The sequence below is a fragment of the Streptomyces sp. CA-146814 genome, from assembly GCF_050942385.1.
GTDB lineage: Bacteria > Actinomycetota > Actinomycetes > Streptomycetales > Streptomycetaceae > Streptomyces.
Genome location: NZ_CP192068.1, coordinates 7,044,769 through 7,065,211 on the forward strand (window position 1 = coordinate 7,044,769; position 20,443 = coordinate 7,065,211).

At 68.8% G+C, this 20,443-nt stretch carries 17 protein-coding genes and 2 pseudogenes; 10 read left to right on the forward strand and 9 right to left on the reverse strand.

What is annotated here, in order from left to right; translation table 11 throughout:
* Positions 1-215 precede the first annotated feature (215 nt).
* Complete coding sequence (locus tag ACQP09_RS31115; RefSeq protein ID WP_433405750.1) at positions 216-1,547, forward strand: DUF2254 domain-containing protein; 1,332 nt, start codon at positions 216-218, stop codon at positions 1,545-1,547.
* Between the two features lie 55 nt (positions 1,548-1,602).
* On the opposite strand, the gene ACQP09_RS31120 is transcribed toward ACQP09_RS31115, so the two are convergent.
* From ACQP09_RS31120 to ACQP09_RS31130, 3 genes are all read right to left on the reverse strand, one after another.
* Positions 1,603-2,079 (reverse strand): SPW repeat domain-containing protein, encoded by a 477-nt coding sequence (locus ACQP09_RS31120; protein ID WP_433405752.1) that lies wholly within the window; start codon positions 2,077-2,079, stop codon positions 1,603-1,605.
* Between the two features lie 103 nt (positions 2,080-2,182).
* Entirely contained in the window at positions 2,183-2,791 is a 609-nt protein-coding gene (locus tag ACQP09_RS31125; protein ID WP_433405754.1) for a copper chaperone PCu(A)C, read from the reverse strand.
* Positions 2,792-4,235: 1,444 nt separating this feature from the next.
* Complete coding sequence (locus ACQP09_RS31130) at positions 4,236-4,445, reverse strand: DUF2180 family protein (RefSeq protein WP_433405756.1); 210 nt, start codon at positions 4,443-4,445, stop codon at positions 4,236-4,238.
* Positions 4,446-4,651: 206 nt separating this feature from the next.
* Between ACQP09_RS31130 and ACQP09_RS31135 the strand changes: the two genes are divergently transcribed.
* Positions 4,652-5,551, forward strand: coding sequence for a universal stress protein (locus ACQP09_RS31135; RefSeq protein WP_433405758.1), 900 nt, complete (start codon positions 4,652-4,654; stop codon positions 5,549-5,551).
* Between the two features lie 565 nt (positions 5,552-6,116).
* Here ACQP09_RS31135 and ACQP09_RS31140 read toward each other — a convergent pair.
* Together ACQP09_RS31140 and ACQP09_RS31145 are read right to left on the reverse strand one after the other, a co-directional pair.
* On the reverse strand, positions 6,117-6,623 hold the full coding sequence (locus ACQP09_RS31140; RefSeq protein WP_433405760.1) for a MarR family winged helix-turn-helix transcriptional regulator: 507 nt from the start codon (positions 6,621-6,623) through the stop codon (positions 6,117-6,119).
* 57 nt (positions 6,624-6,680) lie between these two features.
* Complete coding sequence (locus ACQP09_RS31145) at positions 6,681-7,742, reverse strand: PP2C family protein-serine/threonine phosphatase (protein WP_433405762.1); 1,062 nt, start codon at positions 7,740-7,742, stop codon at positions 6,681-6,683.
* Positions 7,743-7,887: 145 nt separating this feature from the next.
* On the opposite strand from ACQP09_RS31145, the gene ACQP09_RS31150 reads away from it, so the two are divergent.
* A complete protein-coding gene (locus tag ACQP09_RS31150; RefSeq protein WP_433406823.1) occupies positions 7,888-8,397 on the forward strand; it encodes a nitroreductase family deazaflavin-dependent oxidoreductase in 510 nt (169 codons plus the stop codon).
* A gap of 457 nt (positions 8,398-8,854) precedes the next feature.
* Here ACQP09_RS31150 and ACQP09_RS31155 read toward each other — a convergent pair whose 3' ends face one another.
* The gene (locus ACQP09_RS31155; protein WP_433405764.1) at positions 8,855-9,745 is read right to left on the reverse strand and encodes a potassium channel family protein; all 891 of its coding nucleotides are present in this window, start codon (positions 9,743-9,745) and stop codon (positions 8,855-8,857) included.
* A 117-nt stretch (positions 9,746-9,862) separates the two neighbouring features.
* Entirely contained in the window at positions 9,863-10,273 is a 411-nt protein-coding gene (locus ACQP09_RS31160) for a four-helix bundle copper-binding protein (RefSeq protein ID WP_433405766.1), read from the reverse strand.
* A gap of 630 nt (positions 10,274-10,903) precedes the next feature.
* On the opposite strand from ACQP09_RS31160, the gene ACQP09_RS31165 reads away from it, so the two are divergent.
* Complete coding sequence (locus ACQP09_RS31165) at positions 10,904-11,443, forward strand: SMI1/KNR4 family protein (RefSeq protein ID WP_433406825.1); 540 nt, start codon at positions 10,904-10,906, stop codon at positions 11,441-11,443.
* A gap of 63 nt (positions 11,444-11,506) precedes the next feature.
* Here the strand turns inward: ACQP09_RS31165 and ACQP09_RS31170 are convergent.
* Positions 11,507-11,944, reverse strand: a pseudogene (locus ACQP09_RS31170) (transposase family protein); the annotation flags it as partial.
* A gap of 95 nt (positions 11,945-12,039) precedes the next feature.
* Here ACQP09_RS31170 and ACQP09_RS31175 point away from each other — a divergent pair.
* Positions 12,040-12,871, forward strand: a pseudogene (locus tag ACQP09_RS31175) (IS5 family transposase).
* 82 nt (positions 12,872-12,953) lie between these two features.
* Here the strand turns inward: ACQP09_RS31175 and ACQP09_RS31180 are convergent.
* A complete protein-coding gene (locus ACQP09_RS31180; RefSeq protein WP_433405768.1) occupies positions 12,954-14,186 on the reverse strand; it encodes a cation:proton antiporter domain-containing protein in 1,233 nt (410 codons plus the stop codon).
* Positions 14,187-14,529: 343 nt separating this feature from the next.
* On the opposite strand from ACQP09_RS31180, the gene ACQP09_RS31185 reads away from it, so the two are divergent.
* From ACQP09_RS31185 to ACQP09_RS31205, 5 genes are all read left to right on the forward strand, one after another.
* Positions 14,530-15,582: a glucose 1-dehydrogenase gene (locus ACQP09_RS31185; protein WP_433405770.1), complete on the forward strand. Its 1,053-nt coding sequence runs from the start codon at positions 14,530-14,532 to the stop codon at positions 15,580-15,582.
* Positions 15,583-15,640: 58 nt separating this feature from the next.
* The gene (locus ACQP09_RS31190; protein ID WP_433405772.1) at positions 15,641-16,180 is read left to right on the forward strand and encodes a DUF421 domain-containing protein; all 540 of its coding nucleotides are present in this window, start codon (positions 15,641-15,643) and stop codon (positions 16,178-16,180) included.
* A 33-nt stretch (positions 16,181-16,213) separates the two neighbouring features.
* Entirely contained in the window at positions 16,214-16,738 is a 525-nt protein-coding gene (locus ACQP09_RS31195) for a gluconokinase (protein ID WP_433405774.1), read from the forward strand.
* A 572-nt stretch (positions 16,739-17,310) separates the two neighbouring features.
* The gene (locus ACQP09_RS31200) at positions 17,311-18,582 is read left to right on the forward strand and encodes a cation:proton antiporter (protein WP_433405776.1); all 1,272 of its coding nucleotides are present in this window, start codon (positions 17,311-17,313) and stop codon (positions 18,580-18,582) included.
* A gap of 844 nt (positions 18,583-19,426) precedes the next feature.
* A complete protein-coding gene (locus ACQP09_RS31205) occupies positions 19,427-20,443 on the forward strand; it encodes a LacI family DNA-binding transcriptional regulator (RefSeq protein WP_433405778.1) in 1,017 nt (338 codons plus the stop codon).

Consider the following 20,443-nt stretch of genomic DNA (forward strand, 5'->3'; position numbering starts at 1 on the left):
ACCGCAGCCGGTAGCGGCAAGCTTGGCTTTCCTGCCCGGCCCGCCGGCCGTCTGCATGCCCGCGCGCACCTGCCCGGACGGCACCGGCCCTCTCCCCGTGCGCCGCCGGTCCCGGGCACGGACACCGCACGTAGGGGCCGGGGCCGTGCGGCTGTCCCCGCCCGCAGTGATGCCCGGCATCCGGGCCGATGCCACCCGCCCGGCCCCTTCCACCGATGCGTGACACGCTCCGCGCGCAGCTGTGGCCACTGCCGACGCTCGGCGTCGTACTCGCTGTGGCCGCCGGTGTGGGGTTGCCCCGGCTGGACGCGTGGATCCAGCACAACATCCCGTTCTGGCTGAAGGACTACCTGTTCGGTGGAGGCGCGGACGCCGCGCGGACGGTGTTGGAGGCGATCGCCGGCTCTCTGATCAGTGTCACGGCGCTGACCTTCTCGCTCACGGTGGTGACGCTGCAACTGGCAAGCAGTCAGTTCTCCCCTCGGCTGCTGCGGACGTTCACCGCGGACAGGTACGTGCAGGCGACCCTGGCGTTGTTCCTCGCGACGTTTGCCTACGCCCTGACCGTGCTGCGCACTGTGCGGACCGGTGACGATGGGCAGGCCATGTTCGTTCCCCAGCTCTCGGTCACCGTGGCGTTCCTTCTCACGCTGGCGAGCGTGTTCGGCCTGGTGCTGTTCCTGTCTCACCTGTCACGCGAGATCCGGGTGGAGACGATGATGCAGAGCGTCCATACGGCCGCCGAGGGCACCATTCACCGGCTTCTCTCCGAGAGGTCCCCCGCCGCCGGAGGTCCGGGCGTGCCAACGGAGCCGCCCGCCGACGCCCTGCCCTTGGCCGTGCGAAAGCCGGGCTTCCTGACCGCCGTGGACGAGGAGGCTCTCCTGGAGGCAGCTGTCGAGGCCGGTGCCGTCCTGCTCATCGACCGCCTTCCCGGCAGTTCCCTGAATACCGGTACGCCCCTGGGCGCCGCCTGGCCCCTGACCGGAGAGCCCTTCTCCCACGAGGTCCGCACGGATCTGGTTCGCAAAGCCGTGGAGGCGGTGTCCACCGGCGCGGAACGCACCGAAGCCCAGGACGTCGCCTTCGGACTCCGCCAGCTCACCGACATCACCGCCAAGGCGCTCTCACCCGGGATCAACGACCCCACCACCGCTGTCCACGCCCTGTCCCACTCCTCCGCTCTGCTGTGCGAGCTGGCACGCCGCGGCCTGGGCCCCCGGGTACTGCACGACGACCAGCGACGGGTGAGGGTCGTGCTGCGGCGCCCGGACCTGGCGGATCTCCTCGATCTCGCGGTAGCACAGCCCCTGCGCTACGGGGCAGCCGAGCCCCTCGTGCTGAACCGCGTCGCGATGCTTCTGCGGGAACTTGCGTGGAACTGCGCCCCCGACCGGCATCCGCCGATTGTGGCCGCACTTGGCCGACTGCGCTCCGCCGCCGCCGCCCAGGACTTCCACGCCACCGAGCACACCCGGCTCACCGAGCTGGTCCAGCAGGCCGAGGAGGCCCTGGCCGGGCGCTGGGCGTACGACCGGACGCACTGACCAGCCGGTCCCGGCCACGCCCGGACCGGTCCGGGCGACCGGGCGGCACCGTGCCTCAGGGATGTCGCCGGCCGCGAGGAGAGGCGGACCGAGAGCTCGGCGGCCTGCCTGCTCGGGACGCCGTGAGCGCGATGGCCAGGGAGACGACCGGGAGGACGACCAGCACGCAGCCCGCGGCGATGTCGTTAACGCGTGCGGCGTCAGCCGCGGCTGTGTCGCCGTAGCTGACCACGCACGGTGCCACGATCAGCAACACCCCGGCGGCCAGGACGAGCACGTCGCTCACTCGTCCTCGCGGCCGGATCAGCCGGGCCAGGGCAACGCAGAACACGACGATGCCGGCGAGAATCTCGATGGTATGGGCGTCGACGGCCGGTTCCGTGAACGGGTAGCCGATGATCCAGGCTCCGACGAACAGCCAGAGCGAGACGATGAGCAGGAGGAAGCTGATCGGTTCGTTCCGCACGCCGCGTGCCAGCTCCCTCGGCTGAGGGCCGGTCTCCGGCGGCGGCGTGGGCTGTCCAGGGGACATGACGGTCTCCTTTTCGGGCGCGGTACTCGACCGGTGCGGCGGATACGGTCGCATGGGTACCCGTGTGGCCGGCTTGCACACGGGGCGTCGTCCTGCTGTGCGGTCACTCTCCGGGTGAGGGTGGCGTGAGCCCCGGGGTGTCGGTGGCGTCCTCGTCGATGTAAGTGGGCAGCTGCGCGTGCATCTGGAGCGCCACTTCGCCCGCCCGTTCGAAGCGCAGGGTCACCCAGGCGTAGTCGCCGCCCCGCATCTCCTCTTTCAGCCCTCGCAATAGCAGGTGCGGCCGGTCCTCCTCCAGCTCCACCAGCTTCTCGGGCGGGACCTCCACCGGGCCCCGCTCGGCTCCGTCTCCCGTGACGATGTCGACCGACCGTGCGATCGTCGTCTCAGCGCCGAGCAACCGGTCCGCGGTGGGTCCCTCGTTGTAGAGCCATACGTACAGGGGGGCGTCGTCCCCGATCTCCCATGGTCCGTTCGGCGGCTCGGAGATATGGGCGTAACGGATCAGCATGTTCCCGACCCGGACGTTCGCGCCGGGCGGGTTGTACTCGCCTTCGTGGGTGGTACAGCCGGCCAGCATCGTGGCGGTGAGGCAGCAACTGACCAGAGCGTAGGCAGTCCGGCGCAAGGAACGGCCGAGGCGTGGAAAGCGGTTCATCGAGGTCCCCATCTTCGTCGTGCCCTGCGGGTTCACCCGCAGGTATGCCCGCATGCGACCTCATACGTCGACGGGTTGAGCCGGATGGCGGACCGAAGCGCCACGACGGGTGCGGACGCGAGCGACGGACACAGCGGGACGCGAAGCAGGCGCTGAAAGCCGTACAGCCATTGGACGGCAAGATGCAGGATCTGCGGTGTTGCAGGTGTTTCGCTGACGTCTCTCCCTACGGATACGGTCCGTCGATCCCGCTTCCCCGCCATCAACTCAGCTCCCTCGTCGTCCGCAACCGACGGCCAGCCCGCCGCCGGTGCGCGCCGGGTTCGGCTGCGGAGCGCAATGGGGCCCTGGGACCCGAAGATCTCCTCGTAACCGGGTTGTCAACCCGGACAGGGGGGAGCGCGAGTTTTGTCCCCCGGCGGGTGCACCCGTAGCCGGAGACCGGCCAAAGTCCCACCAAGGGGGTCTCCTCGGTCGGCGGGCCCCGCTGATCGCGGCAGCATCGAACTCGATCTTGGAAGGATGGTCCTGAGCCGGGCGCCACACAGGGCACAGCGGCGGACCCGGGTCACGTCCGCCGGGAGGACCGGGCGAAGGTTACCCCCGTGCCCTTCACCGCCCGGCGGCGCAGCGCCGGCTGCGGTCTGGTGTCTCGAGGGCGGGGCGGCCGGGTGCTCCGGCCGGGAATCGCCACCGGGAGGCAGTTCTTCCTCACCGTCCCGGCCCATTTGCTCTGGGCGGGACCACGTCGCGCGCGTGTCGTGCACGCGTGAGGCGAGGAACCCGGCGCAGCAAATCGCCCCGGGGCAGCCCTAGATGGTCCGGACTATAGACGCAGCCAGCGACAATCGTCTCGCAGGTCTCAGGTGAACGATCGCCGCCCGTTCGGTGGGTGCCATCCCCTCTGAGGCAGGGGCCCGCGCAAGGCGCCTGAGCTGAGAAAGCCAAAACCCCTGGATGGACGGAAAAACAGGCTCAAATCCCGGGATTCGTGTAGAAGGGAAGCGGGGCCCGGGGCGGAGCACACGCAGGCGAAGCCCGCTAGGCCACCTCCGGCGGGGAACCGCCCCGGGCCCTCCACCGTCCCGTTCGCCCCGAGCTGGACACATGCCCGCCCGGTTCGCACCGGCACGCCTGCCGCCAGCCAGTCCGGTTTGCGCCATCCGGCAATCGCCAGCTCGTGCACCGCCACGGGTGACGGTGCATTGGGTCCGCTTCCTGATCCTGGAACACGGCGGCTTTCTGGGCACCGGGGAGAAGGAGACCGGTATCTTCGTCGACGCAGTGTCATAAGTGACCGACGACCGTGTGACAAGTGCACATCGACCGCACCAGGGACGACGTCAGCCAAGCCCCCGGCTACGGCCCCGAACTGCTGGACCGGAACGAGTACTACGGCAGCCTCTACAACCAGCGCGTGGACCTCTCGGTCGCGTCGGCGAAGCTCCAACGCCGGGTACGAGGGCCCACGGACGGGGTTCGCCGTCGATGCTGCCTCCTAGCCGCTCCGCTCTGCTGCCTCGCAGACGGTGCACAGCATGCGGCGGACGGGCCGATTCTTTGTGCGCTTCCCCAGACCGGCCTGCTGATGCAGCTCCTGCATCTCGACCCGTACGTGATCAGTGCACACCCCCGCCCCGCAGCGCTGGCACACGGCCTCTGCTGAAGCGGCTACGCGACCCTCTCTGCGGCATTCGTAGCAATTCATGGAGTCCTCCAATCCGGTCTCTCTGTCTCATCGCCGCTGCTCCGCGACGGATCGATCGACAGCTGGCATGTGTGGCGCATCAGCTGCTGTATCCAAGTTGCCATGATCGCGACCGGGTCGTGTGATGGAGGCGAGTCCATATCGGCCCAGAGCCTTTCAGCGCTGGGCTGCGGGAATCCGGACGAACAGCGGGAGGGAAGATGACCATGGACGAGCAGCTCATGACCGGATCAGTGGTGGTGGGGGTGGTGGACACTGGGGAGCAGAGGCTGGTCGTACGCTACGCCGCCGAGGAGGCGGTTCGGCGTGGGGCAGTCCTGCGCATTCTGCATGCGGTCGAGTGGCCTGCGCCCCCGGGGTCGGCTGAATCGACCGGCCGGGGTGCGACTGCACCGGAGGCGGAACGCGTGATCGCCTCGTTCGCCGAGTCGGTGGGGCAGCAATTCCCGCAGCTGGAGGTCGTTCCCGACGTAGTGTCCGGACCGCCCGCGCAAGCACTTCTCGACCGGTCCTCGGCCGCGTCCTTGATCGTTGTCGGCCACCGGGGCGCCGGTGGGTTTCCCCGGTTGCCCCTTGGCTCGGTAAGTCTCCAGGTCGCCACGCACTCGGAGTGTCCGGTGCTCGTGGTGAGGCCGGGAGAGCGTGAGGAGCCGGGGGAGAACCGAGTGGTGGTAGGCGTCGATGTGGACGATCTTCCGTCCGGTCTGATGGAGTTCGCGCTGGAGGCGGCGCAGGCCCGTAGGGCTGCCCTTGAGGTGGTCCACGTGGCGACCCGGCCGGAGCTTTTGGGTACCGGTCCCACTGGACCTGCGCTCATGGACGACGAGGCGGTTTCCAGCAGCGCGCAGGAGGGGCTGGAGCACATTCTGGCCCCGTACCGGTCTCACTACCCCGGCCTGGACCTACAAGGGCGTGTCGAGCGGCACCAACCCGCGCAGGCCCTGGTGGATGCCTCCCGGCAAGCCGGCCTGCTGGTGGTCGGCTCTCACGGCCGCACCGGGTTGAAAAGGCTGCTGCTCGGCTCGGTGAGCGGCAAGGTGCTGCATACCGCACTGTGCCCGGTAGCCGTGGTCCCGGCCGCGCATCCGGGCCGTGCAGAGAGTTGAGACGATGCTGGACTTCACCCGCACCCACGCGCTGGAGACTCTCCGCGCTGTGTGAACGGCCCGGCCTCCGGGGAGGGCGGACGTGCTTCGTCGTGAAGTCAGTCAGCGGAGTAGTGGGCGATTGGCGCTTCGTTTTCGAGGTGCCGGCGACTGGCCGAAGCCAGTGGCATCAGCAGGGATTGGAGCCGTGATGCGCCCGCGCTGGTCGTCGGACGCAGCCGCGCCCGACGGAGAGGCGCTTTCAGGTTGCGTGATGCGAGGCTGGGTCGTAGGCAGGGAGTATGAGCGATGAGACGGTGAGTTGGCACCCTGGTGAGATCGTGCCCGCCAGCGGGATCTACAAGTGCGACTGCGGTGGCGAACACCATTGGAGTACGGATGTGAAGGGGCACCGTTTCCCGCCTCTGCCGTCAGGTTGCTCGGGCCGATCCTGGATGTTGCAGAAGCCGACGCACCCCGAGAACTACCTCGGCTGATCCCGACGACCCCTACCGCTGGGTCCTTCCGAGGCCTCTTCGGCGATCACGGGCCGCATGGGATTTTGCCTTGTCGCCATTCAGCTGCCTCAGCCCAGTGGGTGCAGTTCGGCGCTTTCGTCCAGCAGCGGTGCCGGTGGCTCGCCACCTGCTTCGTTGAAGTCGTTGAGGGCGTTGATGAGCGCCGTTCGCTGGTGCGGAGCGAGCCGCTGGACGATCGAGGTGACTTCTTCGCGTCGGCGTGCGGTGACGTTTTCGACTGTGCGGTGTCCTTCGTCGGTGAGTCGGAGGAGCGTCTCGCGGCGGTTGTCCGGGTTGGTCTTCCGGTCGGCGAGCCCTGCTGTGATCAGCCGGTCGAGCATGCGCATCGCCGTCGAAGGTGCCACGTGCAGTAGTTCTGCCAGCGTGACGAGTTTGGTGGTTCCGCGCGTGGAGAGCACCACCAGCATCCGGAACTGCGGCAGGGTGACGCGGTCTTCGACGTGTGCCAGCGAGCGCGCCGACACCGCGACCAGCAGCCGAGAGGCGGTCAGTACTGCCTGGGTCACCGCGTCCACATCATCCACGCTCTCCGGCGGAGCTATCTCCCTGGCCATGCCACTCTTTCTTCCTTGCTCCGGGTCACTCTCGTCCTTCTCTCCTCATACTCACGTTCACCCGCGGCGGTAGCGCAGCAGGAGCATGGCCGCATCGTCGTTCGGGCCGCTGGCGTGCAGGACGATGTCCGTGCGCAGCACTTCGAGTGCGGCGTCGGCGTCGAAGAGGTCGAGGAGCCCGGCTCGCTCCTCCAGGGGGTAGAAGGTGCCCTCTGCGTTCCGTGCTTCGGTGACGCCGTCGGTGTAGAGGAGGAGTTGTTCGCCGGGGCCGAAGTCGGCGCGGTAGGGGTGGGGCGGGTCTCCTCCGAGTTCTGCCATCCCGAGGGGCAGTGCGTAGGCGGGTGGGAGGGGGAAGTCGACGGAGCGGTCGGGGCGGATGATCATCGGGGCTGGGTGGCCGCAGTTCAGGAACGCAATGGACTCTTCGTCGGTGTGAATCTCGGCGAGGATGGCGGTCACGAACTTTTCTCCGTTCGCCTCGCGGGCCACCGTGCGCTCCAGCCGCGCGGCGACGGCGGCCAGGTCGGGCTCGTCGTGCGCCGCTTCACGAAAGACACCCAGGACCAGGGCGGCCGTCTCCACGGCAGCGAGCCCTTTGCCCTGGACGTCCCCGACGATGACGCGAACTCCGTACGGCGAAACCACGACCTCGTACAAGTCACCGCCGATACGTGACTCGGCAACCGCCGAGGTGTAGGAGGCCGCCACCTCAAGAGGGCCGACCTGGCGCGGTACGGGACGCTGCAGTACGCGCTGCGCCACCTCGGCGATGGAGCGCACGCTGGCCAGTTCCGCTTCGCGGCGCATGCGTGTGCCCGCCGCCAGGGCGCCGGCCAGTGTCACTCCGGCGACCGAAGCCATGGCCGTGTAGCCACGTCGGGTGTCGAAGAGGCCGTCATACACTCCCAGGCCGGCGCACAGCAGCAGCGCCGCGCAGCCGATGAGCACAGTGCGCCGCCAGGTGCCGATCAGCCCGGCGAAGGCAGGACCGAGCGAGACGAGGGGAAGGAAACCAGCCTGCGGTCCGGCGGTGATGTCCATGGCAGCCACCAAGGCCATCACCACGATCGGAAGCCAGGAAAGCACCGCCGGATCGCCTCGGCGCTTTGCAGTGATCATGACGCTCCCAGCAGTGTGACGGCTTCGGCCCGACGCAGCCGGTAGCCCCTAAGCTTTAGATTATGCAAAGATTTCCTAGACTAAGGGCTGGGCCCCACCTCTGTTATGCGATCGGTTCCCTTCCGCGCTCTCAGGATGCATGGTGATGATGCAGGAACATGGTGAGCCCGGCCGACCTCGCCTGCCCCGCGGCTGGAGGCGGCGCTTTGCTCGGCTGTCCATAGCGTTCTACCGGGTCGGCCTCGGCCCGGCTCTAGGTCGAAGGCTGCTGCTCCTGCGCCACACCGGCCGGCTCAGTGGCCTCGACCAGTTCGTGGTTCTGGAGGTCGTCGCGCACGACCCCGAGGGGGGAACCTGGATTCTGGCCTCCGGTTTCGGCCCTGACGCAGCCTGGTACCGGAACCTGCAAGCAGCGCCGCAGACCACCATCCAGGTCGGCAACCGTCACTACGCCGTCACCGCGCACTTCCCCAGCGCCGACGAGGGCAGTGAACTCATGGCCCGATACGCCCGCTCTCATCCTCGTGCAGCCCGCCGACTGTGCGCGTTCATGGGTGTGCGGGTTCCCGATGGCAGTCCGCACTCCTATCGGCAGGCCGGCCTGCGTATACCCTTCGTTCGTCTTGATGCGGCCCTGGGGCAGCACTTGCCCTGAACAGGAGAGGCTGGCGGCGACACTGAGCGTTCCCCAGCTTCGCGATGATGCGAGGTGAAGGACGGGGACGGCTTTTACGCCGCCGGTGGGCCGGTTCGCAGGATGTCGTCCAGGATGACGAACGCCCCGGCGACTGGTGAAGACCGAGCCGACCCTGCTTCTGCGCGTCGGCCGCATGCTGCACGACGCGCTGCGACATCAGCGGGTTACCCCGACGAAGTACGCCAGGTGGCCCGCCCTCGGGGGGCAGGCGGACTGGAGCTGGTGCACGCGGTGGTCCTGGAGACGGACGGCACCTTCAGCGTCATCCCTCATGCGCATTACGGCTCGGGAGACGCCCTGAGGGATCTGGGCCGCCGGCAGACATTTTCCGACGACGCTGACCCGCTCTGAGAGGACCTTGTGGCCTCCACTGCAGCGGGGCGGGGCGTGTTCCTTGTAAGGTCCCTCGAGCGGCTCACGCCCGGACGGGGACGAGGCCGTGGTCGTGCGCGTATGCGGCGAAGATTTCCATGGGGCCGCCCGGGACCTTCAGGAACTGCTCCTCGAGTACTGAGGCGAGTTCTTCCAGCGCGGTGGCGAGCATGGTGGCGCTCGTGCGGACGTCGGCTGCCCGGGACCGCTGTCCTGCCAGGGCGAGGTCTGCCGCGTAGCTGCTCAACGCGGCCAAGCTGGGGCTGCCGTCACGATCGTGGAAGTAGTACGTCTCGGCGCGCTGGCTCAGGTCCACGCGAACCTGGATCACCTCCGCGGCCAGGTTCTCCAGCAGCATCGCGGTGAACGTCGTATCCGTCAGCCTGCTGGAGCCTCGTGACCTGCGGATCGCTTCGAGCCGGTGTGCCAGGACCAGTCGGCGTGTCAGCGCCGGGTAGATCTGGCCCACCCAGGAGACGGCAGCCGTGAGCAGTGCGAAGCCGAGGAGACCTTGCAGGGGCGCCGCGATCCGCAGCCAGCCTTCGGCGGGGACGATGTCACCGAAGCCCAGCGTGGCGACCGTGACAAGCGACAGGTAAAGCCCGTCGAGCAGAGGTGCGCGCTGCGAGGGCTCGAGACCGGGGGCGAAGGAGAAGCCCCCGGGCATGTGGGGCACGTAGACGAGCGCCCAGCCCACCACGATGAGCGATGTCCACACCGCGATGACCACGACCAGCGCCGCAGGTCCTGCGGCAACGGCGAGGCGGCCCTGTCCGCCGGGGGTCCTGCAGCAGCGCCACACCCCGGTCATGACCAGGGTGCTGAGACTGCCCCGGCCGACGGGATGCCACAAGGTGTGGAACACATCGCGCAGGGCCACCAGAATCAGACCCGCTCCCGCCGCTGAGATCAGAAGATCAAACACCACCGGCATGCTCCTCGCTACCCCGCCGACACAGACCAGAAGGCGGGGCACAAGGCACCGCTCGTGCCTCCTGCCCTGCGCGGCTACGCCGACCGGCGCCCTCCGTTATGTGCCCCCCTGCCGTCATCAGCCCAGGCCCGCGAGAAGTGCGTTGCACGCCTGCTCGCATCGGCGGCACGCTTCGGCGCAGACCCGACAGTGCTCGTGCATCTCAGCGTGGCCGTCGCACTCGTCGGCACACGCCTTGCAGATCGCGGCGCATGCCTGGAGCACCACCCGGGTGACGGTGGCGTCGTAGCCCGTGCGGCGGGACAGGACCGCAGCCGTGGCGGCGCAGACGTCAGCGCAGTCCAGGTCCGTGCGGATGCACTTGGTCAGCTCGGCGACCGTGTCCTCGGCCAGACAGGCGTCCGCGCATGCCGTACACGTCTGGGAGCAGGACACGCACGCTTCGATGCATGCAGCCAGGGCATCGCGGTCCAGGGCGCCCAGGTCTGCGGGGTAGGAGTCGAGCATGCTTCGCGCCGCTGTGGTCATTGGTCACACCCTTCGTTGCCGTCGTTCAGCCGGCGCTGCCGGCAGCGCCGGCTGGACGACGGAGCCGTCAGTGACTGACGCGTACCACCCCCCAAGAGGGCACAAACAGACTCTCCGTCCGGGCTTCCGCCGACCGAGAGCCCCTGTCGTCATGACGAGAGCAGTCGCGGGCGTTCTCTGCGGGGCGCCCGTAGGCGGCCTGACAGGGCGTGCAGTGACGTGCGAACAGGGAGGCCCTGTGCGCAGACCATCAACGGGGCGGGGAGAAGTCGGTCTGTTCCTGGAGGCTGGGGCCGTGCTGGCCTTGGCGGCGCTGGGATCCTTTGCAGCTTCGCCACTCCAGGGTGACGCCGTGGTCCTCGCTTGAGTCCTGGGAGCTCCTCGGCTGGGTCCGCCGGGCACGGTGGGTTGTCTGTGAAAAGTCGTGGCCGGTCACTTCGCTGAGGAGCTGGCTCTGCGCTTCGGGGCGGAAGACGTCGCGGAGATAGATAGAACGTATGCCCGAAGTATCATCCCTGCAAGGCTGTCCGGCCGGTACCTCCCGACCTTGCGCAGTGGCGTAGTCGGACGGCGAAATCCCTGTAGAGGGGGCATAGGGCGATGAGTGTCGCTGAGAGTTGGTCGCGTGTGATGAGTCTCCCTCGGGAGCACGCGCCGGCCGATCACGCGGATCTACCCGGGCCCGCTACGCAGCAGATGCTCGCGGCAGCCGAGGAACGGATGGGGGTCTCCCTGCATGGGGATCTACGGACGTGGCTGTTGCAGAACAATCTGGATCTGCCGGAGGAAGATTTCGACGACGAAGTGCAATGTTGCGGCTTCGAAGGGTTCCCCGACGAGGGGAGCTTCTTTCTGGGCATCCGGGCGATGGAGAGGCTCTACGCGAACCGCTTCATGCCCGGCGGATTCGACCCTCCGGACCAGCCGGACTACCCGTTCTGGCGTAACGAGTGGATCCCGTTCCTGTCGGACCAGGACGGCTGGATGGGAAAGTTCATCGATGTGCGGGACGGGCGTGTCGGCAACTGGTTCGTGGGTGGCCCCACGGTCACGGGCGAGTACGAATCGATGGCCCAGTATTTCGACTCTGTGGCGGAGACGCTGACGAGGATCGCCGGTGGAAGCTCCCGGGGCAGTCGGTTCGCCGAAGGTCGGCTTGTCTGGTTGTGAAGCGGTTCCCGACTGGATGACGGCCATTGCCAATCCGTCCTCACCCTGGAACGGCCATGAGATTCACCAGTGTTGACGTTCCAGGGTGAGGATGGCTGCGGCGATGACGGTCATGCGGTTGGGGCTGCAGCGGCCCGGCGGAAGGTCTGCCAGGACTTCAGCCTCGCGATGCTTCGTTCGACCGGTGCCCGTGCTGCCGACAGGGCCCGGTTGATCGTTCGCTGGGTCGTGGTGAGGTCTCTGTTCGGGAGCCGTCTGATCGGTGTGGTCACCCAGGGGCCGGCTCCGATGTAGGCGCGGTCGGCAAGGTGGGGACGCCCTGGCGTTCGCAGATCCGGATGATTCGGTGGGTTCGGGCCGCGGTCAGGTCGTGGGTGCGGCCGGGCAGCGCGCGTGGGACAGCAGCTTGCCTGCGGGGTCGGCGATGACCTGCACGTTCACGCCGTGTCGACGGTGCTTCTGCGAGGAGTCGCTCCGACTGTCGCCGACCCAGTCGCACTCGGGTCACCGTGGCCAACGTCGCAGCCTTGCGGCCAAGTTGCGGAAGGGGGCTAGGCAGTGTCTTCAAATGATCACCGCTGGTGGATCATGGTGTCGTGATACGTCGCCATGAACTGTCGGATGCCGAGTGGGAGTTCGTCCGGCCGCTGCTGCCCGCGTCGTTGCGGGGACGCAAGCGGTTGGACGATCGCAGGGTCCTGAACGGGATCGTGTGGAAGTTCCGGACCGGGACGGCCTGGCGGGACGTGCCCGAGCGCTATGGCCCGTGGGCCACGCTGCATACGCGTTTCCGCAGGTGGGCGGCGGACGGGACGTTCGACCGGATGCTCCGCGCCGCCCAGGCGAAAGCGGATGCGGCGGGCGACGTCGACTGGCTGGTGTCCGTCGACTCGACGATCGTCCGCGCTCACCAGCACGCGGCCGGGGCCCGAAAAGGGGCTCCGCGACCCGGCCCTCGGCCGGTCAAGAGGCGGTCTGACCAGCAAAATCCACCTGGCCTGTGACGGGCGGGGCCGACCCCTGGCATTCGTGGTCACGGGTGGAAACACCAACGACTGCACCCGGTTCACCGCCGTGATGGAAGCGATCCGCGTGCCCCGGATCGGACCCGGCCGTCCCCGGGTCCGGCCCGATCACGTCCTGGGCGACAAGGGCTACAGCTCGAAGGCGATCCGCGCCTGGCTCCGTCGCAGGGGCATCGCCCACACGATTCCCGAACGGGCCGACCAGGCCCGCAACCGGGCCCGGCGAGGCAGCCGCGGAGGCCGCCCGCCGGCCTTCGACCGCGAGGTCTACAAGCACCGCAACGTCGTGGAACGGTGCTTCAACCGCCTGAAGCAGTGGCGCGGGATCGCCACCCGGTACGACAAGACTGCCGAGTCCTACGAAGCAGCTGTCACGCTCGCGTCACTCCTGATGTGGGCGTGACATTTGACGACAGGCCCTAGGGGACGTAAGGCTCTACGCGTTCGTTCGTTCAGTGAGACGCGAAGGTCGCCGGGGCGAGCTCTCACTGATCTGCGCCTCTCTCGTCCTGGGTCCGCTCGCTCATCCAGCGGTAGAGGGCGAGGCCGGGCGCGGTGGTGATGCCGTGGGCGACAGTGCTGGCCACGACGACCAGAGTCCCCGCCGCCATCACGGTCGGATTGATACCGAGCCGATCGGCCTCCATGGTCAGGTAGAACAGGGCCGAGACGCCGATGGGCCCGAACCAGCCGAGGAAGAGTGCGTCCCGCCAGGTCAGCGAGAGCGGGCGTTTGAGGGCGAGCAGTACAGGGAGACGGCGCAGCAGCAGCGTCCCCAGGATCAGGAGCAGAACTCGCCACCAGCCCAGCTCGCCCCATTCGCGCCAGGGGATCATGGCGCCGAGTGCGACGAACAACGGCAGGACGATGAACCGGTTGACCGCCTCGTCGACCTTGTTCTCTTCCCTCCGCTCCTCCCACGAGCTGGTCGCGTTGAAGGCCAGGCCGGCGACGAAGATGGCCAGGACGCCGTCGACGTGCAGCAGCCCGGAGGCCCCCAGCACCAGCAGTGCCAGCAGCAGGGTGTAGACAAGCAGAGGGCCGGACTGCATGGTCCGGTGCCGCTCGGCGACGGACAGCACCTTGCCGCCCAGCCGCCCGGCCACGACTCCGAGGAGGGCGGCGCCCAGGACCTGCCAGAGCGACTCCAGCAGCGCTTCGCCGCCCCCCGCTGGTCCGGCGATCGCGATGGCGACGAGCACCAGGGGCAGGGCGAGACCGTCATTGGCCCCCGACTCCAGGGAGGCCAGCCGTCGGGTACGGGGGGAGACGCTCTTCTCCGCCGGCTCGCCGGAGACCACGCTGGAGGCGAGCACTGGGTCGGTGGGGCACAGGGCCGCGCCCAGGAGCGCCGCCGCGCCCAAGCCGATGCCCAGAGCGGCGGCCGACACCGCGGTCGTGATTACGGCCATGGCGGCCATGGCCCCGATCAGCAGGGCGGTCACCGGCCGTGCCAGCGCGCGCACATCACGGAACCTGTAGCGCAGGGACACGGCCATCACCGAGATCGCCAGGAGCAGACGCGAGAACTTGTGCAGGTCCTCGTGACCCTCCAGCACGGTGGGCAGGTCAAGGACCCCCAGCATCTCGGGGCCGACGACGATCCCCGTCACCAGGGCCAGGAGCGGCGCGCTCAGTGGCGCACTCTGCACCCACCGGGAAAGAGCGGCGACGACGAGGGCCAACGAGCCGACCACGGTCAACAGAACATCGAGCATGACGGAGCAACTCCCCGATCCGGTGGTGGATGCCCTTTTGGCGGCCCAGTACCTCCAACGGCCGAGCTGCGCGTCGGTGACCGGGTGATCGGGTGTCTTTCCACCTTGCCGGGCCCGGGCCGGTGTCTTCCACCCGGGCCGCAGTTCCCCCCTTTTCATGGTCTCGGCGTGGGGCGCCGGTTCTCCCAGCGCGTTGGGGGGCTTACCGGTAGAGCAGGCAGGTATACGTAGCACTGGGCGTTCCGCTCGGCTCATCTGGCGTCGGTAGGACGGCACGGCCCCGCGGCCGTCATCGGCCGCCGCGAACCGATACCGGCACAACCGTGAGAAAGGCGGCACACTCGTGCGCGCACTGACCGTTAAGCCTGGCCGACAGGACTGCCTCGAGGTGCGGGAGCTGCCGGACCCGTCCCCGGCCCAGGGGGAACTGCTGGTACGCGGCCTGGCCATGGGTGTCTGCGGGACGGACCGTGAGATCACTGGAGGCCAGTACGGAAAGGCGCCCTTGGGCCGGGACTGGCTGATTCTCGGTCACGAGTCGCTCGGCAGGGTCGAGCGGGCCCCGTCGGGCAGCGGGTTCTCGGCCGGTGACCTGGTGGCCGGGGTGGTGCGCCGGCCCGATCCCGTGCCCTGCGGGGCCTGTGCCCGGCAGGAGTTCGACATGTGCCGCAACGGACGCTACACCGAACGCGGAATCAAGGAGCTCGACGGCTTCGGTGCCCAGGCATGGTGTGTTGAGCCCGACTACGCCGTGCGGTTGGAACCCCAGCTGGCGAGCGTCGGCGTGCTCATGGAGCCCACCTCGGTCGTGGCGAAGGCCTGGGAGCAGGTGGACCGGGTCGGGGGGCGCTCCTGGTTCGAGCCGCGTAGGGTCCTCGTCACGGGGGCGGGACCGATCGGACTGCTTGCGGCCCTCCTCGGCGTTCAGCGGGGGCTGGAGGTGCACGTTCTGGACCGCGTGAGCGACGGTCCCAAGCCCTCGCTGGTCCGCGATCTCGGCGCCGCCTACCACACCGAGGACGCGGAGCGGGTGATCGACGACGTCTGCCCGGACGTCATCGTCGAAGCGACCGGAGCCAGCAGCCTGGTCTTCGCCTCGCTGACCGGAACCGCCTCGTACGGGGTGGTGTGCCTGACCGGTGTCTCGCCCGCCGGCCGTCGCATCACCGCGGACGCCGGCACCATCAACCGGGAAATGGTGCTGCAGAACGACGCCGTGGTGGGCTCCGTCAACGCCAACCAGCGCCACTTCCGGCAGGCCGCCGCCGCTCTGGCGCGGGCGGACAGGAGCTGGCTGGAACGGCTGATCACCAGACGAGTCCCCCTCGAACGCGCCGCCGAGGCGCTGGAGTCCCGGCCGGACGACGTCAAGGTGGTCATCGACCTGGAGGAGTGAGAGCCCGGCCGCCGATCTCCTGGTTGGGGAACCAGACGCGCGGGGTACCCGTCAGCCTGTGTTCTACGACTCCTGGAACGAACTGCTCCGCGTCCCGGCCATGGCAGGGCTCGCCTACCTTCTGTTGATCGCCGCGGTACGCGCGTCGGGCAAACGGACCCTGTCGAAGATGAACGCCTTCGACCTGGCGGTCACGGTCGCCCTGGGATCGACCCTGGCCACCATCCTGCTCAACCGTCAGGTGGCGCTGGGAGAGGGAGCCCTCGCGCTCGGCTCCCTGGTCGCGTTGCAATTCGTCACCGCCTGGGCCTCGGTCCGATTCCGGTACGTACGGCGACTGGTCAAGGCCGAACCGACCCTGCTGCTGCGCGACGGCCGGATGCTGCACGACGCGATGCGACGCCAGCGGGTCACGGAGGACGAAGTGCGCCAGGCGGTCCGTACGCAGGGGACCGGAGGGCTGGAGCTGGTGCACGCGGTGGTGCTGGAGACGGACGGCACCTTCAGCGTGATCCCTCGTTCTCAGCGCGGCTCCGGGAGTGCCTTGGCCAACGCGGACCCGGCGCAGGCCCGCGCCGAGGTCGCCGACCGGCCCTGAGTCCCGCGGGCCGCGCCGCGTTAGCCTGATGCGATGGCGCAGAATGGGAACGCTCCGTTGGTCGTGGTGATGGGTGTGTCAGGGTCCGGCAAGACGACGGTGGGCCAGTCCCTGGCGGGGTCGCTCGGCGTGCTGTTCGCTGAGGCCGACGATTTTCACCCCCCGGAGAACGTGGCCAAGATGCGTGCGGGGATCGCCCTCAGTGACGAGGACCGGCGTCCCTGGCTCGACGTCATCGCCGGGTGGCTCCGAGAACACGCCCCTGACGGAGGAGTCATCACCTGCTCGGCCCTGAAGCGGCCCTACCGCGACCGCCTCGTCTCGGCGGCGCCACGGGTGTTCTTCGTCCACCTGGACGGCCCTGCCGAACTCATCGCCGAGCGCATGGCTGCCCGGCGAGGACATTTCATGCCCTTGGAGCTCCTCCGGTCCCAACTGGACGCACTGGAGCCACTCACCGACGAGGAGCGAGGAGCGATCGTTCCCATCACCGGCACGGTGGAGGAGACGACACACTCCGCGCTCAACGCCGTCCGCGACCGCGACCGCGACCGCTAAACGCTTCGACCGGCCGTCCCCGGCGTCCCCCCGGCTCCCGTACCCGGCTCGCGGACGGCGATGGCAGGATCTGCTGACGTACGCGAGAAGGAGGCAGGGTGCACAGACCGCCGAGGAAGCGGGGAACGGTCGGTCTGCCTTCCCAGGCCGCCGCCGTGCTGACCGTCTCGGCCCTGGGTGCCGGTCTGCTGGAAGCGGCGATTGCGACCGACGCGGTGACCGCGACGCGCAACGGCGGCGGCGCGTTGGCCCCCTCGGTGTCACGAGCCGTCTCCCACGGGACGCCGGCGGCCGGGACTTGCGTCGCCCTCCTTGTTCTCTGCTGCAGAGGCGTCGCACTCTGCTGGAACCGGGCACGCGGACGGCGTTGGGATGTGCGCAGGGCCTGACCGTCTCCCCGGCGGCACGGCGTGGTGGCGGAAAGGATCCGAGAGCCGGCACGTCCGTACGGGGCGCACGGGTGACCGGCATTTCGACGGGCAGACGTTCGAGGTTGGGTTTTCTCGGACCGGGCGCAGGGCCCGACCGGCGCCGACGCCGGTTCGGTCGATCGACAGCGGGGAGCGCGTCAGATGGTCTTGGTCATCGTCTTCGGAGTGGCACTGCTGGTGGCCGTGCTGCTGTCCGGGCTCGCCGCCCGGTCGGTGCTCTCCACATCGCTGCTGTTCCTGGTGGGCGGCGCGCTCGTCAGCGACGGCTTCCTCGGCCTGATCCACATCACCCCGGACAGCGACATCGTCAGGGTCACCGCCGACCTGGCCCTCTTCGCGGTGCTGTTCACCGACGGCATGCACGTCTCCTTCCCCGCGCTGCGACAGGCGTGGCGCAACCCCGCCCGCGCCCTCGGCCTCGGCCTGCCGCTGGCTTTCGTCGGCGTCGCCCTGCTGGCCCACTTCCTCGTCGGCCTCGACTGGACGACCTCCTTCCTCGTCGGCGCCGTGCTGGCGCCGACCGACCCGGTGTTCGCCTCCGCCATCGTGGGCCGCGAAGAGGTCCCCGCCCGGCTACGGCAACTGCTCAACATCGAAAGCGGCGTCAACGACGGGCTGGCCCTGCCGTTCGTCCTCATCTTCATCGCGGCCGCCGCACCCACCGGCCATGCCGAGGACGTCGGCTTCGCCTCGATCGGCGGTGAACTCCTGCTCGGGCTGGTCTTCGGAGTGACCCTGCCGCTGCTGGTGCACTGGCTCGTCCGGTTGCGTCTGCTGGGCGCGGAACCTCGGCTCCAGCCCCTGTTGCCGCTGGCGGTCGCGGTCATTCTGTACGCGGCCTGCCACCTCACCCACGCCAACCCGTATCTGGCCGCCTTCTCCGCGGGCGCGGTGATCGTCGCTGTTGCGCCCGAGGCCAAGACCGCCTTCGAGCCGCTGGGCGAAGCTCTCGCCGAGCTGGCGAAGTTCGCGGCACTCCTGGTCTTCGGAGCTCTGCTGACCCCTCACCTCTTCGGCGAGCTCCCGATCGGCGGCTACGCGGTGGCGGTCCTGGCCATCTTCCTCATCCGTCCGGCCTCGCTGCTGCTGTCCCTGGTGGGCACCGACTTCGACCGCAAGGAGAAGCTCACGGCGGCCTGGTTCGGCCCCAAAGGCTTCGCCTCCGTGGTCTACGGGTTGCTGGTGCTCCAGGCCGGCATCCCCCAGGGCGAGGAGGCGTTCACCCTGATCGCCGTCACCATCGCCTTCTCCATCGTGGCCCACAGCAGCACCGACGTCCCGATCGCCCGCATCTTCGACGTCGAGGAACTCGTCGGTATCCGCGACGACCACAAAGAGACACCTCGGCGCAGGGCCCCCCGCGATGCCGACTGCAACAAGAGCGACAGCGAATGGAGCGACGGCCACGGTTGACCTGCCGGTAATCCTGACGAGGCATCTTCACCCAGCACGACGAAGTACCCGAGTTCGGCGCCGGGACCCCGGCAGGATGGGCCCTGCGTCCAGATATCACCCGAATAGGCCAACCTCCCGATTCGACGTGCTCACGGACGGCATCCCCGCGGACCTCTCATGTTGAGGACCTGAGGGCCGGGCCCCGCTCTACATTTCCACCGTCGACAGAGGAGTGAGCGGCGGCCCCATGCCGCAGAGGGCAGGCCCTGCCGTGCCACAACTTCCCGGGCTCGCATCGACCATCACGCAGTCGGACCGGCCGACGAAGCCCCGAGGTGCGGCCCCTCGACGCCATCCCATCGAGAAGGTCCGTAGTGCGCGTTTCCCTAGCGAGCGGCGGCCGTTCGGTGGCGAAGACCCGTATGGCGAAGCCTCCCTGTGGACGTGCGAACGCAAAGACCTCAATCCCTTGCACGTCGGCTACCACGAGTGGACGCCTGGGAACTAATCTTGCTCCGGCGGGGAACGATCTCTTCCAGAGAAGCCCATCAGCGCAGGCCAGCGGATAGTGTCGGTTGGCCACTTTCTTACGCGGGTGCTGACCTCTTCGGTCAGCACCCGCAGTGCTTTCCGCTCGCTCCTCCGGCTCCCCCGTGGCTGCCGAACCGCGAGTTTCGCCCGCCTCCCCCCCCGTTCCTCCGCCCCCTCCTCCTGTCACGATCCGGTCTCGGACATGGGGGAGGGTCTTGTTTTCAGCCATGTAATCGATTCCAATCGTCCCTGTAATCGATTCCACGGCGTCGTGCGAGCGGTCCGCCCCTGGTTTCGAGGTGTACGGAAACCACAAGGAGGTGGTCCGGACATGGCGAGCATCAAAGATGTCGCGGCCCAGGCGGGGGTCTCCGTCGCCACGGTCTCGCGGGTGCTGAACAGCCATCCGTCAGTCAGCGCCGAGGCGCGTACCCGCGTTCTCGCCGCTGTCGACGCCCTCGGCTACCGGCCCAACGCCGTGGCCCGCTCGCTGCGTACCGCGCAGACCCGGACGCTCGGCCTGGTCATCAGTGACGTACTCAATCCGTACTTCACCGAGCTGGCCCGCTTCGTCGAGGAGGAGGCCCGCGCGCTCGGCTACAGCGTCATCATCGGCAACGCCGACGAGCGGCCCGAGCTCCAGGACCACCACATCCGTACGCTCATCGACCGAAGGATCGACGGGCTGCTCGTCTCGCCCGCCGACGGCGGCTCGCCGCTGATGCGGGAGGTGGCCCTGAGCGGTACGCCGATGGTCTTCGTGGACCGCTGGATCCCGGGCATCGACGTCCCCGTCGTCCGGGCCGACGGTACGGGAGCGGTCAAGGATCTCGTCGCGCACCTGCACGGCCTCGGCCACCGCCGCCTCGCGATCATCGCCGGGCCCGCGGCGACCACCACCGGCAACGAGCGCGTCGAGGCGTTCCGGGAGGCGATGCGCGGGCTGGGGCTCGCGTTGCCCGACGCCTATATCGGGCAGGGCGACTTCCAGGCCGCCAGCGGGCGACGGGCCACCGAAGGGTTCCTCGCGCTGGCCGAGCCGCCCGAGGTCGTCTTCGCCGCCGACAACCTGATGGCGCTCGGCGCGCTGGACGCGATCCGGGCCCGCGGCCTGCGGGTCCCCGACGACATCGCGCTCGCCGCCTTCGACGACATCCCGTGGTTCGTCCACACGGACCCGCCGATCACCGCCATCGCCCAGCCGACCGCGGACCTGGCCCGTGCCGCCGTACGCGCACTGGCCGACCTGATCGAAGGACGGACCCCGCAGTCCGTCACCCTGCCCGCCCGTCTCGTCGTGCGCCGCTCCTGCGGCCAGGACGCGACCGACCAGAGGAGCGAACGGTGA

What these genes read in the sequence shown, in the direction of transcription:
- ACQP09_RS31115 (WP_433405750.1), top strand. Translation starts at nt 216, where the DNA reads ATGCGTGACACGCTCCGCGCGCAGCTGTGGCCACTGCCGACGCTCGGC.
- ACQP09_RS31120 (WP_433405752.1), bottom strand. Translation starts at nt 2,079, where the DNA reads ATGTCCCCTGGACAGCCCACGCCGCCGCCGGAGACCGGCCCTCAGCCG.
- ACQP09_RS31125 (WP_433405754.1), bottom strand. Translation starts at nt 2,791, where the DNA reads ATGCGGGCATACCTGCGGGTGAACCCGCAGGGCACGACGAAGATGGGG.
- ACQP09_RS31130 (WP_433405756.1), bottom strand. Translation starts at nt 4,445, where the DNA reads ATGAATTGCTACGAATGCCGCAGAGAGGGTCGCGTAGCCGCTTCAGCA.
- ACQP09_RS31135 (WP_433405758.1), top strand. Translation starts at nt 4,652, where the DNA reads ATGGACGAGCAGCTCATGACCGGATCAGTGGTGGTGGGGGTGGTGGAC.
- ACQP09_RS31140 (WP_433405760.1), bottom strand. Translation starts at nt 6,623, where the DNA reads ATGGCCAGGGAGATAGCTCCGCCGGAGAGCGTGGATGATGTGGACGCG.
- ACQP09_RS31145 (WP_433405762.1), bottom strand. Translation starts at nt 7,742, where the DNA reads ATGATCACTGCAAAGCGCCGAGGCGATCCGGCGGTGCTTTCCTGGCTT.
- ACQP09_RS31150 (WP_433406823.1), top strand. Translation starts at nt 7,888, where the DNA reads ATGATGCAGGAACATGGTGAGCCCGGCCGACCTCGCCTGCCCCGCGGC.
- ACQP09_RS31155 (WP_433405764.1), bottom strand. Translation starts at nt 9,745, where the DNA reads ATGCCGGTGGTGTTTGATCTTCTGATCTCAGCGGCGGGAGCGGGTCTG.
- ACQP09_RS31160 (WP_433405766.1), bottom strand. Translation starts at nt 10,273, where the DNA reads ATGACCACAGCGGCGCGAAGCATGCTCGACTCCTACCCCGCAGACCTG.
- ACQP09_RS31165 (WP_433406825.1), top strand. Translation starts at nt 10,904, where the DNA reads ATGAGTCTCCCTCGGGAGCACGCGCCGGCCGATCACGCGGATCTACCC.
- ACQP09_RS31180 (WP_433405768.1), bottom strand. Translation starts at nt 14,186, where the DNA reads ATGCTCGATGTTCTGTTGACCGTGGTCGGCTCGTTGGCCCTCGTCGTC.
- ACQP09_RS31195 (WP_433405774.1), top strand. Translation starts at nt 16,214, where the DNA reads ATGGCGCAGAATGGGAACGCTCCGTTGGTCGTGGTGATGGGTGTGTCA.
- ACQP09_RS31200 (WP_433405776.1), top strand. Translation starts at nt 17,311, where the DNA reads ATGGTCTTGGTCATCGTCTTCGGAGTGGCACTGCTGGTGGCCGTGCTG.
- ACQP09_RS31205 (WP_433405778.1), top strand. Translation starts at nt 19,427, where the DNA reads ATGGCGAGCATCAAAGATGTCGCGGCCCAGGCGGGGGTCTCCGTCGCC.